We start from the raw sequence: 14,387 nt of genomic DNA on the forward strand, positions 1-14,387 counted from the left end.
GGGCAGGCCACCGTGGGCGTCGCCTGGCGGTCCCGGAAGCGGGGCAGCGGCCCGGGGGCGGGGGGCCACAACCCCCGGCCCCGGCCCCCCCCCCCCCCAGACCACCGGTCGTCACTACCGCAACCTGTCCCCGGCTCTCCACGGGATGGCCCGCGAGGACAACGTGCCCGTTCCGGTCCGCGACGGCGTCCGGCTCCTGGCCGACGTCCACCGCCCCGACGCGGATGGCAGGTTTCCCGCGCTCATCGCGGCGGCCCCGTATCCTCGCCAGCTTCAGGATCTGGGCGCCCCCGCGTCCATCATCGAGGCGGGCGCCACTGACTTCTGGGTGCCTCGTGGCTACGCCCATGTCATAGCCAATCTCCGCGGGACGGTGGGCTCGGGCGGCACCTTCACCTTCTTCGACGAGCAGGAGCGCAAGGACCTGTTCGATCTGGTCGAGTGGGTCGCCGGGCAGCCGTGGTGCGACGGGAACGTGGGCATGATCGGCCTCAGCTACTACGCCATGACCCAGATGGAGGCGGCCACCCAGCGCCCGCCTCACCTCAAGGCCCTGTTTCCCCTCAACGTCACCGTCCAGGCACGGGAAGCCACGTACCACAACGGTCTGATGAGCAAGGCCTTCGTCACCACCTGGTTCCACGCGCTGGGCGTCCTGTCCGCCCACGGCGACCGTCTCTACCGCAGCGGCCTGTCCCGTCTCCTGCGCAAAGTCCTCACCGTTCCCGCTGTCCACCGCCGGTTCGACCACATCGATTCCATCCAGGCGACCCTCGCCCTGAAGGTGATCAGCCACTTCCGTCGCGACGCCCACCCCTGGGACGACCTGCTGAACGCAGTGGCGACCGAGCACCCCGTCCGGGATGCGTGGTGGGACGAGCGTGACCTGACCGGCTTGCTGTCCGATGTCGACATCCCCGTCTACCTCGGCGGGGAGTGGTCCAACGTCGCTCTCCATCTGCCCGGCCTCTTCGAAGCCTGGGAGGCCCTCGCCCGCAACCCGCACGTGCGCATGACCATGCTCGGGGAGCACAGCCTGCCCTGGCCATGGGAGAGCATGCACGTCGAGGCCCTCGCCTGGTTCGACCACTGGCTCAAGGGGCGGGACACCGGCATTCTCGAAGGTCCAGCCGTCCGTTACTGGCTGCCCGGGGCCGAACAGTGGCGCACGACTGATTCCTGGCCCCCGCCGGCCACCCACATGGCCCTGGCTCTCAACGCCGACGGCTCCCTGACGACCGACGAACGGCGGGGTGAGCGCAGCTACACCACGGACGGTGCGAACGCAGCGCCCGGACAGCTCAGTTGGACCAGCGACCCGCTTCCCTGCGACCTCGACGTGGTCGGGCACCCCGAGCTGCGGCTCACCGCCACCAGCAGCGGAAGCGACACGGCATGGATCCTGCTCCTGCAAGACGTCGGCCCCGACGGCAAGGCCGCGGACATCACCCAGGGCTGGCTGCGTGCCAGTATGCGCCAGGTCGACGAGGACGCGAGTGAGACGGGCAGGCCCGTCCTCCCGATGAAGACGCGGGATCCCGTCCCTGCGGGGGAGCCGGTCGACTACCGCATCCCGCTCGTCGCCAACGCCCGCCGCTTCCGCACCGGGCACCGCATCCGGCTGATCCTCACCAGTGATGACACCCGCAAGGACTTCCGCCCCATGATGTTGTTCAGCCACGCCCCCGTCGGTACCCCGGCCGTCAACACGGTGCACTCCAGCTCACGACTTCTCCTCCCGATCCTGGAAGGAGAATGAGCGGCGTCCGACGACCCCGCCCGAGGGGGCGTCGCGCCTACGACCGGACACGGCAGGAGCACGTCGGTGCCGGGCCGCATCCCAGGCCCGTGGACATCACGCTGGCCCACCGCCTTCCCGAACTCCCGACGGTGCGCCACGCCGTCGAACCCGCCCGCACAAGCGGCGGGAACGTCCTCCCACTCATGACGGAGCATTCTCATGGCCACTCCTCCCTCCCGCCCGGCCGCCCCGGATCTGCGCCGCACCGCATACGCGATCTGCGGCGCTGTCCTGGCCACGGCTCTGCTGTGGGCCGGTGCTGACGGAATGGGCGTCGATCTTCGCGTCGATCCCGGCAACGGACTGCCGCCCCAGACCGTGGGACTGCCCCTCGTCGCCGGTAGCACGCTCGTCGCCTCCCTGCTCGCAGCGGTGACACGAAGGAGACTGGACCGGCTGACCGACCGGGCCCCGGCCGTCTGGACCCAACTGGCCGTCACCGTGCTGCTGGTGTCCCTCGCGCCACTGACGTTCGTTCAGGCATCCGACGGCGCCAAGATCACCCTGGCGCTCATGCACCTGGCCATCGCCGCCGTACTCATCCCGCTCCTGGGCCGCAGAAAGGGCGATTGACCCAGGCCGTGGCAACACGCCCGCAACACCCCGTCTTCTCATCGAAAGTTCGGAGCGGGGGGCCGCCCCCCCCCGGGGCCCCCCCCACCCCTGGGCTATTCCGGCTGGTGCTCCGGGCCTCCGAAGTCCGGGCTCGTGTAGTCCGGACTGGTGAAGCTCGGGCGTGGGCCCGGGGTGGAGCCGTCGTCGGGGCTGCTGAAGCCCGGACGGTCGTAGCCGAGGCGCGGCATGCGGCTCGTCGGCGCCGGCGGGGCCGTACGGTGCAGTGCGGTCGTACCGGGATCGGCGAGCGCGTCCTTCAGGAACGGCAGGATGCCGCGCTCCAGCAGGGCTTCGCGCCAGGCTTCCCTGGCCCGGGCGACCTCCCCGTGTGCCTCGCCGTAGGCGTCGGCGTCCAGCGAGGGGCTGTTGCGCAGTGCGGTCAGCAGCAGTCCTACGGCGGCGACGAGGATCGCGGCCGCGGTCATGGCGCCGAACACCCAGCCGGCGGTCAGCATGGTCTGGGCGAACGCCGGCTCGGGGTCGAGCATCTTCAGGATGTAGCCGACGAGCAGGAAGATCGCCGCGGCGGTTCCGGCGAGGACGGGCGCGAGGACCGCGACGACGGCGACGGCGCCCGCGCCGGTGGTCTCGGCGGCCTCGCCGAGGGTGGTGGCGAGCCCCATCGCGCCCGTGACGCCCGGCTCACCGGAGCCGGTTTCATCGCCGGACGACGGGGTGGACGGCGCCGGTTGGCGCAGTTCCTCGCGGACCTTCACGTAGTGCTGGTACTCCGCCGCCGCGGCCGCCGTGATGAGTGCGGTGGCGTTGAGCGCCATCGTGCGCAGCTGTTCGGTGTTCAGCCGCTGTCCCACGGCGGCCAGTTCCGGGCGGTTGGGTGCGGAGCGCAGCGCCTCATCGAGGATCCGCTCGTACTCCTGGCGGTCCTCGCTGTGCAGGTGCTGCGGAACGCTGTTCATGTGCATCCCCCGATGCTCCGTAGGGCTTGGGGCTCGCACGCCGGCGAGCCGTCGGGCAGAAACGGAGGGGAGCCTGCTACGGATAAGCCGATGGTAGAGCCGCGACGGCACGCGGTGACAGGGGGTTGCCGGAAATTGGCTGCTGGCCTGCGGGTACGCCGCCGGAGGGCGCCTGCCCGCCGAACGCTCAGTTTTCCAGGGGCAGCTGCTGGACCAGCAGTTTTCCGGCCATGGTCACTCCGCCGTCCATCGCGATGGCGAGGCCGTCGGCGTAGACGTGCGGCCCCTCGACCACGGGACCGGCGCTCTCGTCGTCGTCCTCGGACCCGACTTCGCCCAGGAGGTACGGAATGGGGCTGTGGCCGTGAACGATGCGGGTGCCGCCGTACGTATCGAGGAGGGAGCGCACGGCGTCGGCGCCGCCCTCGTCGCGGAAGGCGAAACGCCTGGTGAACCTGCGGAACAGGTCCCACACCTCGTCCGCGTCATTGCGCGTGAGGGTCTCGCGGACGGTGTCGTTGACCGCCTCGATCGAGTCGCCGTAGTCGAGATAGGCGGTGGTGTCGGAGTGAACGAGGAGATAGCCGTCGACCTCCTCGACGGCGTCCAGCCTGGCCATCCACTGGAGGTGGTGGTCCTGGAGGCGGTCCATGTCGGTCTTCTGGCCACCGTTGAGCAGCCAGGCCGCCTGGAAGGTGGCGGTGCCCGCGCCGGAGTTGACGGGGGTGTCGCCGAACCGCTTGGCGCCGAGCAGCAGCAGCTCGTGGTTGCCCATGAGCGCCTTGCAGTAGCCGCCGGCCGCGGCGGCCTCGGCGGACAGCCGCATCACCAGGTCGATGACGCCGATCCCGTCGGGGCCGCGGTCGGTGAAGTCGCCGAGGAACCACAACCGGGAAGTGCCCGCGCACCACTGGCCGGCCGAGTCGATCAGGCCCTTCTCCCGGAGGGCGGTGGCCAGGTCGTCGAGATAGCCGTGCACATCGCCGACGACATACAGCGGGCCGGGGCCGGCGGCGGTCGGCGTGACCGGTGCGGCCGCCGGTTCCACGGGCACCTGGACCGTGTCACCCCGGTTGATGACGGGCAGGTCGCGCTGGGTGGGCGTGTACCCCTCCGGGTAGCCCTCGGCCACGGGGGCGACGGTGTCGCCGGGGTGGGTGTTGTGGGCGTACGGACCGGTCTCGTTGACGTATCCAGGCACCCGGAAGTCGCGCAACGTCGCCGTCCGCTCAACCTCGGGTCCCCGACCGGCCCCCTGAGTCATCAGACCCCTCCACCATCGCGCCGCATCTGCACCTGATCGGACTGCCTGGTCGCAGCGGCCCGCGGTGTCGTGGGCCCATCATAGGAATGCGGATCGCGCCATGTGATGACCCAGGGGTGGTGAATCAGAGCAAGACTCCAGTTCAACGCGGCTTTCGCCCCGTTTGGGCAGGGCTTTCACCGCGTGATGGCTGTCCGAGGACCCCCGGGCACCGAGCGGACGACCTCCTGGCGCCAGGCTGACGACCCGCTGTTGCGCACCGGCGACCCGCTGTCGTCGTGCCGGACGACCCTGCCGTCGAGTCGATGGACCCCTGGCTCGCGGCTGTCGAGCCGGGGCCCCGAGGCGTGACGCATTTGTGACCGGAAGGCACCCTTGCCGTAGGCGGGCCGCCGCTGCTCCCTCCACCGATCCGGCCACCGATCCGGCCCGGGCCCGGGTGGCGGGGCTCGGCGCCCCGTCCGCCGCCGGACCCGCGCGGCGCACCCCGGCGGCGGGCGGTGGGCTACTTCTCCTCCGGCACCCGGGGCGGGCTGACCGTGGTACGCGGCGGGCGGCGCTGGGACGACGTGCGCACGATCAGTTCGGTCGGTATCACCTGCTCGACCGTGTGGTCCGACTCGACTCCCTCGATGGCGTCGATGAGGAGCTGGACCACCGCCGTGCCGATGCGGCGCGGCTTCAGGGAGAGCGTGGTGATGGGCGGTTCGGTGTTGGCGTAGACCGTGGACTCGCTGCAGCACACCAGCAGCAGGTCGTCCGGGACGCGCAGCCCGTAGCGGCGGGCGGCGGCCAGGAGGTCGGTGCCGTTGGGGTCGAAGAGGCCGTAGACGGCGTCGGGGCGGTCCGGGCGGGCCAGCAGACGGTCGGCGGCGACGGCGCCCGCGCACGGGTCGTGCGCCGGATAGGCCTCGTACACCGGGTCCTGGCCGACCCGCTCGCACCAGTGCAGGTACGCGGTGGTCGACAGATGGGTGTACGTGTCCGTCGTCGTCCCCGTCAGCAGGCCGATCCGGCGGGCGCCCGCGGCGGCCAGATGGTCCAGGATGCCGAGTACGGCGGCCTCGTGGTCGTTGTCGACCCACGCCGTGACAGGGAGCGACCCGGCCGGGCGGCCGTCGGAGACGACCGGCAGGCCCTGCCGGACCAACTCGCTGACCACCGGGTCCTGGTCGGAGGGGTCGATGACGACCGTGCCGTCCAGGGCGACGTTCGACCACACGTCGTGGCGCGAGGTCGCGGGGAGGATGACGAGGGCGTAGCCGCGGGCCAGGGCGGCCGACGTCGCGGCGCGGGCCATCTCGGCGAAGTACGCGAACTCGGTGAAGGTGAAAGGTTCATCCCCGTACGTCGTCACGGTCAGGCCGATGAGGCCCGACTTGCCGGTGCGGAGCGTGCGGGCGGCGGCCGAGGGGCGGTACCCCAGCCGGTCGGCGACCTCACGGACATGGCGCCGTGTGGCGTCCGGGAGCCTGCCCTTGCCGTTGAGGGCGTCGGAGACGGTCGTGATGGAGACTCCGGCGGCGGCGGCCACGTCTCTGATGCCCGCCCGACCCGGCCGACTGCCTCGACGTGAGGTTTCCGCGCGGCTCACCTGGTGCTTCCCTGCTGCTGTCATGGCGAGCCGATAGTAGGGCTCATGCGGTGGGGTAGGGCGGACGCATATGCACGCATTAACAGGCACGTTTCTGCATGGTCATCAAGGGTCAACTGCCTTAGAAAGAAAGTCAGTTGAATGATCCAATGGCAAGACGTGGCTTGTCGGCGCGCATGGGCCTGCCAAGTTCCCGATGTCTCGAAGAGGTCTCAACTCACCTTCACGAGGGATGCGCGCCACGGCGTGAGCCACCGGCGCGTAGATATATGTCAGTCGCGCCCCCCGATTCGTGCGCCTTCATACAGTGATGCCCCTGATGCGGGTGAGGCTGATGTGGTTTGCGCCTCACTCTTTCCCGTCGCCTCTCACCTGTACGCAGGCGCGCCGAATCCTCATAAGGTGAGGAGTATTGGAAGCCGGCGGCGCTGACGGTCCGCCGGTGGTCGCGAGGAGGACTGCGGTGAGCGAGACGAGCCCCAAGCTGCGCGCCGAGCTGGAGGGTATCCCCACTTACAAGCCGGGCAAGCCCGCCGCGGCCGACGGCCCGGTCGCCTACAAGCTGTCCTCCAACGAGAACCCCTATCCGCCGCTGCCCGGGGTCATGGAGTCGGTGACCGCCGCGGCCTCGAACTTCAACCGCTACCCGGACATGGCGTGCACCGGGCTGATGAACGAGCTGGCGGAGCGTTTTGGTGTCCCGGTCACCCATCTGGCCACCGGCACCGGTTCCGTCGGCGTCGCCCAGCAGCTGATCCAGGCCACCAGCGGACCCGGCGACGAGGTCATCTACGCCTGGCGCTCCTTCGAGGCGTACCCGATCATCACGCAGATCAGCGGAGCGCGGTCGGTGCAGGTGCCGCTCACGCCGGGCGATGTGCACGACCTGGACGCGATGGCGGACGCGATCACCGACCGGACTCGGCTGATTTTCGTCTGCAACCCCAACAACCCGACGGGCACGGTCGTACGGCGGGCGGAGCTGGAGCGGTTCCTCGACCGGGTGCCCAGCGACGTCTTGGTGGTGCTGGACGAGGCCTACCGGGAGTTCATCCGTGACCCGGAGGTTCCGGACGGTGTGGAGCTCTACCGCGGGCGGCCGAACGTCTGTGTTCTGCGCACGTTCTCGAAGGCGTACGGACTCGCGGGGTTGCGCGTGGGGTTCGCGATCGCGCACGAGCCGGTGGCGGCGGCCCTACGGAAGACGGCCGTGCCGTTCGGCGTGAGCCAGCTCGCGCAGGAGGCGGCGATCGCGTCGCTGCGCGCCGAGGACGAACTGCTCGGCCGGGTCGGCTCGCTGGTGTGCCAGCGCACGCGTGTGGTCGATGTGCTGCGCGCCCAGGGCTGGACCGTGCCCGAGACCCAGGCCAACTTCGTCTGGCTGCGGCTGGGGGAGCGCACGGCCGCCTTCGCGGCGGCCTGCGAACAGCACGGTGTCGTGGTCCGGCCTTTCCCGGGTGAAGGTGTGCGGGTCACGATCGGGGAGGACGAGGCGAACGACATCTTCCTGAAGGTGACGGAAGGGTTCCGCAAGGAGCTTTGAGCCGGCTCCGCTCGGCCTTGTCCGTCCCTGTTGGTCGATGATCGTCCTTACTCGTCCACGAGTTCCACGCGGACCGGGTCGCCGTGGTGCGCCGTCGCGGGGAGACGGGGGCCGCCGTCGAGGCGGCCCAGGATGTTGCACGGGCTCGCGAGGCGGCACTCTCCCCCCGGACTCCGTTTGGGGGGACCCCCAGCCTCGCGAGATCGGTGTGGACCCGTAGGGGAGGGCGATCCCTGCGTGGTCGGGGTGTCGTCCAGTGCCGCGGTGACGTTTCCCGCGGGCCAGGAGACCCGGATCCGCGGCTGCGGTGTGCTCTGTGTCACGCGACGCAATCCAACAAAATGTTGAACTTGCTGCCAAGGGATCGACGGGTCGGAGGTAGGGGGACCCCCCCTCCCGTATCGAAAATCGGTGCGTCATAATTGCTTGTGAATGTGAACGCGTTCACAAGCGTGTCCCGGTTGCTCCGATGATGTGTGTGACATAAGGGGCAAACTGCCGCTTTACCACGGCACGTAAGGAGACTGACGACGTGGAGTTGGCTTTGGCGCCGGAGACACTGGCGCGCTGGCAGTTCGGCATCACCACCGTCTACCACTTCCTGTTCGTCCCGCTGACGATCTCCCTGGCCGCCCTCACGGCCGGACTGCAGACCGCCTGGGTACGCACGGAGAAGGAGAAGTACCTCAGAGCGACGAAGTTCTGGGGCAAGCTTTTCCTGATCAACATCGCGATGGGTGTCGTCACCGGCATCGTGCAGGAGTTCCAGTTCGGCATGAACTGGTCGGACTACTCACGCTTCGTCGGCGACATCTTCGGTGCCCCGCTCGCCTTCGAGGCCCTGATCGCGTTCTTCTTCGAGTCCACCTTCATCGGCCTGTGGATCTTCGGCTGGGACAAGCTGCCCAAGAAGATCCACCTGGCCTGCATCTGGATGGTCTCGATCGGCACGATCCTGTCGGCCTACTTCATCCTCGCGGCCAACTCCTGGATGCAGCACCCCGTGGGCTACCGGATCAACCAGTCCAAGGGCCGGGCCGAACTCACCGACTTCTGGCACGTCCTGACCCAGAACACCGCGCTGGCCCAGGCCTTCCACACCCTCGCGGCGGCCTTCCTGACCGGCGGCGCCTTCATGGTCGGCATCGCCGCCTACCACCTGTCCCGCAAGAAGCACATCACGGAGATGAAGACCTCGCTGCGGCTCGGTCTGATCACCGTGGTCATCGCCGGCCTGCTCACCGCGATCAGCGGTGACACCCTCGGCAAGGTCATGTTCAAGCAGCAGCCGATGAAGATGGCCGCCGCCGAGGCCCTGTGGGACGGTCAGGACTCCGCACCGTTCTCGATCTTCGCGTACGGCGACGTGGAGAAGGGTCACAACACCGTCGCCATAGAGGTGCCGGGAGTGCTGTCCTTCCTGGCCAACGACGACTTCAGCTCGTACGTACCCGGCATCAACGATGTCAACAAGGCCGAGCAGCAGAAGTTCGGGCCCGGTGACTACCGGCCCAACATTCCCGTCACCTTCTGGGCCTTCCGCTGGATGATCGGCTTCGGCATGGCGTCCTTCGCCATCGGCCTGGCCGGACTCTGGCTGACCCGGAAGAAGTTCATGCTTCCGCAGCATCTACGGGTGGGTGACGACGAGATTCCGCATCTGGTCCTCTTCAAGAGCAAGGCGCTCGGCCCGAAGCTCACCACCTGGTACTGGCGCATCGTGACCCTGACCCTGGGCTTCCCGCTGATCGCCAACTCCTGGGGCTGGATCTTCACCGAGATGGGCCGTCAGCCCTGGGTCGTCTACGGCGTCCTGCAGACCCGGCACGCGGTCTCCCCCGGTGTCTCCCAGGCCGAGGTCCTCACCTCGATGATCGTCTTCACCGCGCTGTACGCCATCCTCGCCGTCGTCGAGGTCAAGCTGCTGGTGAAGTACGTCAAGGCCGGCCCGCCCGAGCTCACCGAGGCCGACCTCAACCCGCCCACGAAGATCGGCGGCGACTCCCGTGACGCCGACAAGCCGATGGCCTTCTCGTACTAGGCCAAGGGAGCTGCAGTCATGGAACTTCACGACGTCTGGTTCGTCCTGATCGCCGTCCTGTGGACCGGCTACTTCTTCCTGGAGGGCTTCGACTTCGGAGTCGGCATCCTCACCAAACTGCTCGCCCGGGACCGGCCCGAGAAGCGGGTGCTGATCAACACCATCGGCCCTGTCTGGGACGGCAACGAAGTCTGGCTGCTCACGGCCGGCGGTGCTACCTTCGCCGCCTTCCCCGAGTGGTACGCCACGCTCTTCTCCGGCTTCTATCTGCCGCTGCTGGTCATCCTGGTCTGCCTGATCGTCCGGGGTGTCGCCTTCGAGTACCGGGCGAAGCGGGCCGAGGAGAACTGGCAGCGCAACTGGGAGACCGCCATCTTCTGGACCTCGCTGATCCCCGCGTTCCTGTGGGGCGTGGCCTTCGGCAACATCGTGCGGGGCGTGGAGATCGACAAGAACTTCGAGTACGTCGGCAGCGTGGGGGACCTGCTCAACCCCTACGCGCTCCTCGGCGGCCTGGTGACGCTGACTCTGTTCACCTTCCACGGAGCGGTGTTCACGGCGCTCAAGACGGTCGGGGACATCCGGGAGCGGGCGCGGAAGCTGGCCCTGCGGGTCGGCCTCGTCACGGCCGTGCTCGCGGTGATCTTCCTGCTGTGGACACAGGCCGACAGCGGTGACGGCAAGAGCCTGGTGGCCATGATCGTCGCAGTGGTGGCCCTGGTCGCCGCTCTCGCGGCGAACCAGGCGGGCCGCGAGGGATGGTCGTTCGCCCTGTCCGGTCTCACCATCGTGGCCGCCGTGGCGATGCTCTTCCTGTCGCTCTTCCCGAACGTCATGCCGTCCTCGCTCAACAGTGACTGGAGTCTCACGGTCACCAACGCCTCGTCGAGTCCGTACACCCTGAAGATCATGACCTGGTGCGCCGTGATCGCCACGCCGATCGTGCTGCTCTACCAGGGGTGGACGTACTGGGTGTTCCGCAAGCGGATCGGCACGCAGCACATCGCCGAAGCCGCGCACTGAGTCCGGCAGGAGGGGTGTTCGCGATGTTTCACGTGAAACACTCCTCCTCGTGCCGAAGGGCATGTTTCACGTGAAACCAATCGATCCGCGCCTTCTGCGTTACGCGCGCGCCACACGTCTCTTCCTGGTGGCGGTCGTCGCCCTGGGCGCACTCGGCGCCGGACTCGTCATCGCCCAGGCCATGCTCATTGCCGAAGTGATTGTCGGTGCCTTCCAGCACGGCCACTCGGCCGTTGAACTCCGCACCCCCCTGCTGCTGTTGGTGGCTGTGGCGGGCGGACGGGCTCTGGTCTCCTGGCTCACCGAGCTCGCCGCGCATCGGGCGAGCGCGGCGGTGAAGTCCGAGCTGCGCGGGCGGCTGCTCGAGCGGGCGGTGACGCTCGGCCCCGGATGGCTGAGCGGGCAGCGGACCGGTTCGCTCGTCACTCTCGCCACACGGGGAGTCGATGCCCTCGACGACTACTTCTCGCGCTATCTGCCGCAGTTGGGGCTCGCGGTTGTCGTGCCGGTCGCCGTGCTGGCGCGGATCGTCACCGAGGACTGGGTGTCGGCGGCGATCATCGTCGGCACCCTGCCTCTCATCCCCGTCTTCATGGTGCTGATCGGCTGGGCCACGCAGTCCCGGACGGACCGTCAGTGGCGTCTGCTGTCCCAGCTCTCGGGTCACTTCCTGGACGTCGTCGCCGGGTTGCCCACCTTGAAGGTGTTCGGACGTGCCAAGGCGCAGGCCGAGTCCATTCGCCGTATCACCGGTGAGTACCGACAGGCGACCATGCGGACGCTACGGATCGCCTTCCTCTCCTCCTTCGCGCTGGAGCTGCTCGCGACGCTCTCCGTCGCGCTGGTCGCGGTGACGATCGGCATGCGGCTCGTGCGCGGCGACATGGACCTCTACATCGGCCTGGTCATCCTGGTGCTGGCGCCCGAGGCGTATCTGCCGCTGCGCCAGGTGGGGGCGCAGTACCACGCGGCGGCGGAGGGGCTTGCCGCGGCCGAGGAGATCTTCGCCGTGCTGGAGACTCCGGAGCCGGAGTCCGGAACCGGAACGGTGCCCTCGGGCGCTGTCGCCTTCGAGGGCGTGACGGTCCGGTATCCCGGGCGGTCGGTGGACGCGGTGAACAAGGCGTCCTTCACCGTCGAACCCGGCGAGACCGTCGCCCTCGTCGGACCGAGCGGTGCGGGCAAGTCGACGCTGCTGAACGTCCTGCTGGGATTCGTGCGGCCCGCCGAGGGCCGGGTGCGGATCGGGGGAGCCGATCTTGCCGACGTCGACCTGGAGCAGTGGCGTTCGCACGTCGCCTGGGTGCCGCAGCGACCGCACCTGTACGCCGGGACGATCGCGGAGAACGTCCGGCTGGCCCGCCCCGACGCGGACGAGGACGCCGTACGGGGGGCGCTGTGCGACGCGGGAGCGCTCGAGTTCGTGGAGGAACTGCCGGAGGGCGCGGAGACCGTGCTGGGCGAGGACGGAGCCGGGCTCTCCGCCGGGCAGCGGCAACGGCTGGCGCTGGCCCGGGCGTTCCTCGCGGACCGGCCCGTACTGCTGCTGGACGAGCCGACGGCCGCGCTCGACGGGGCGACGGAGGCCGAGGTCGTGGCGGCGGTGCGGCGGCTGGCGACGGGGCGCACCGTGCTGCTGGTGGTGCACCGGCCGGCCCTGCTGGCGCTGGCGGACCGGGTGGTGCGGCTGGAGGGGGCCGAGACCCCCGCCCTTCCGGCTGCCGAGACGTCCGCCCTTCCTGTCGCCGGAATCCGGGAGCCGCGCCCCACCGCGGAGGCAGTGACCGCCGGTCCCACCGGGGACCGGCCCGGGGCAATCGACGACACCCGGTCCGGGGCGGCCGTTCTCGCCCGTGTCCGCGCGATGTCCGGCCCGCGGCGCGGACGGCTGGCCCTGGCGCTGCTGCTCGGCAGTCTGGCGCTCGGCTGTGCCGTCGGGCTGATGGCCACCTCCGGGTGGCTCATCTCGCGGGCCTCGCAACAGCCGCCCGTGCTGTATCTGATGGTGGCCGTGACGGCCACCCGGGCCTTCGGGATCGGGCGGGCCGTGTTCCGGTACGCGGAGCGGCTGGTGTCCCACGACGCCGTGCTGCGCATGCTGGCCGACACCCGGGTCGCCGTGTACCGGAGGCTGGAGCGGCTGGCCCCGGCCGGACTCCGTACGGCCCGCAGGGGCGACTTGCTGTCCCGGCTCGTCGCGGACGTGGACGCGCTCCAGGACTACTGGCTGCGCTGGCTGCTGCCCGTGGGGGTCGCGGTCGCCGTCTCCGCCGGTTCCGTGGCGTTCACCGCGTGGCTCCTGCCCGAGGCCGGGGCCGCGCTCGCCGGGGGACTCCTCGCGGCCGGGACCGGCGTACCGCTGCTGACCGGCGCGGTGGCGCGGCGCGCCGAACGGCGGCTGGCCCCCGCCCGTGGAGTGCTCGCGACACGCGTGACCGATCTGCTCACGGGCACCGCCGAGCTGACAGTCGCCGGTGCGCTGCCCGCCCGTACCGACGCGGCACGGCGGGCCGACGGCACACTCACCCGGATCGCTTCGCGCGCCGCCACCGCCACCGCGCTCGGTGACGGGCTCACCGCACTGGTCTCCGGTCTGACCGTGGCGGCCACCGCCCTGCTGGGCGCCCAGGCGGTCGCCGCGGGCCGGCTGGACGGTGTCGCGATGGCCGTTGTCGTCCTCACCCCGCTGGCCGCCTTCGAGGCCGTGCTCGGGCTGCCGATCGCCGTGCGGTACCGGCAGCGGGTGCGCAGGAGCGCGGAGCGCGTGTACGAGGTCCTGGACGCCCCCGAGCCCGTACGCGAACCGGAGCGGCCGCGGCAGGCGCCGACGTCGCCGTTCCCGGTCGTCGTGAAGGGACTGGGCGCCCGTCACTTTGGGCAGCACCGGGAGGCACTCGCCGGTCTCGACCTGACTTTGGAGGAGGGGCAGCGGATCGCCGTGGTCGGGCCGTCCGGGTCCGGCAAGACGACCCTCGCCCAGGTGCTGCTGCGGTTCCTCGAGCCGGACGCGGGCTCCTACACCCTGGCCGGTGTGGACACGTACGCGCTGGACGGCGACGACCTGCGCCGGCTCGTCGGGCTCTGCGCGCAGGACGCGCACCTCTTCGACAGCTCGGTACGCGAGAACCTGCTGCTCGCCAGGAAGGACGCCACCGAGGCCGACCTGAGGGACGCGCTGGCGCGGGCACGGCTGCTCGACTGGGTGGACGGGCTGCCCGACGGCCTCGACACCCTCGTCGGCGAACACGGCGCGAGGCTCTCCGGCGGGCAGCGGCAGCGGCTGGCGCTCGCCCGCGCACTGCTCGCCGACTTCCCGGTCCTCGTGCTCGACGAGCCCGCCGAACATCTGGACCTGCCCACGGCGGATGCGCTCACCGCCGACCTGCTGGCCGCCACCGAGGGCCGTACGACCCTGCTCATCACCCACCGCCTCGCCGGACTCGAAGCGGTGGACGAAGTGCTCGTACTGGACGAGGGGCGCGTGGTCCAGCGGGGACCGTACGCCGAGCTGGCCGCCGTCGAGGGGCCGTTGCGGAGGATGGCGGAGCGGGAGGCGGAGGCGGAGCTGCTGGTGGGGCTCGGCTGACGG

Annotated in this window: 9 protein-coding genes; 6 read left to right on the forward strand and 3 right to left on the reverse strand. The window is 70.0% G+C overall.

Annotated elements, in window-relative coordinates; translation table 11 throughout:
• Window positions 1-145: 145 nt before the first annotated feature.
• Both ACFW2E_RS02710 and ACFW2E_RS02715 read left to right on the forward strand, forming a co-directional pair.
• Window positions 146-1,759, forward strand: coding sequence for a CocE/NonD family hydrolase (locus ACFW2E_RS02710; protein ID WP_384460268.1), 1,614 nt, complete (start codon window positions 146-148; stop codon window positions 1,757-1,759).
• A 201-nt stretch (window positions 1,760-1,960) separates the two neighbouring features.
• The gene (locus ACFW2E_RS02715; protein WP_384460272.1) at window positions 1,961-2,374 is read left to right on the forward strand and encodes a DUF6069 family protein; all 414 of its coding nucleotides are present in this window, start codon (window positions 1,961-1,963) and stop codon (window positions 2,372-2,374) included.
• 95 nt (window positions 2,375-2,469) lie between these two features.
• Here the strand turns inward: ACFW2E_RS02715 and ACFW2E_RS02720 are convergent, their stop codons facing one another.
• The 3 genes from ACFW2E_RS02720 to ACFW2E_RS02730 form a co-directional block, all read right to left on the reverse strand.
• Entirely contained in the window at window positions 2,470-3,339 is an 870-nt protein-coding gene (locus tag ACFW2E_RS02720; protein WP_384460275.1) for a hypothetical protein, read from the reverse strand.
• A 181-nt stretch (window positions 3,340-3,520) separates the two neighbouring features.
• Window positions 3,521-4,597: a metallophosphoesterase gene (locus ACFW2E_RS02725; protein WP_384460278.1), complete on the reverse strand. Its 1,077-nt coding sequence runs from the start codon at window positions 4,595-4,597 to the stop codon at window positions 3,521-3,523.
• A 505-nt stretch (window positions 4,598-5,102) separates the two neighbouring features.
• Window positions 5,103-6,215, reverse strand: coding sequence for a LacI family DNA-binding transcriptional regulator (locus tag ACFW2E_RS02730; RefSeq protein ID WP_384460281.1), 1,113 nt, complete (start codon window positions 6,213-6,215; stop codon window positions 5,103-5,105).
• 439 nt (window positions 6,216-6,654) lie between these two features.
• Between ACFW2E_RS02730 and hisC the strand changes: the two genes are divergently transcribed.
• The 4 genes from hisC (at window position 6,655) to cydD (ending at window position 14,384) form a co-directional block, all read left to right on the forward strand.
• Window positions 6,655-7,734 (forward strand): histidinol-phosphate transaminase, encoded by a 1,080-nt coding sequence (hisC, locus tag ACFW2E_RS02735; protein ID WP_384460284.1) that lies wholly within the window; start codon window positions 6,655-6,657, stop codon window positions 7,732-7,734.
• Between the two features lie 532 nt (window positions 7,735-8,266).
• Complete coding sequence (locus tag ACFW2E_RS02740) at window positions 8,267-9,775, forward strand: cytochrome ubiquinol oxidase subunit I (protein WP_384460287.1); 1,509 nt, start codon at window positions 8,267-8,269, stop codon at window positions 9,773-9,775.
• A gap of 18 nt (window positions 9,776-9,793) precedes the next feature.
• Window positions 9,794-10,798, forward strand: coding sequence for a cytochrome d ubiquinol oxidase subunit II (gene cydB / locus ACFW2E_RS02745; protein WP_384460290.1), 1,005 nt, complete (start codon window positions 9,794-9,796; stop codon window positions 10,796-10,798).
• A gap of 70 nt (window positions 10,799-10,868) precedes the next feature.
• Window positions 10,869-14,384: a thiol reductant ABC exporter subunit CydD gene (cydD, locus tag ACFW2E_RS02750; RefSeq protein ID WP_384460293.1), complete on the forward strand. Its 3,516-nt coding sequence runs from the start codon at window positions 10,869-10,871 to the stop codon at window positions 14,382-14,384.
• Window positions 14,385-14,387 lie beyond the last annotated feature (3 nt).

Source organism: Streptomyces sp. NPDC058964, from assembly GCF_042741275.1.
Classification (GTDB): domain Bacteria; phylum Actinomycetota; class Actinomycetes; order Streptomycetales; family Streptomycetaceae; genus Streptomyces.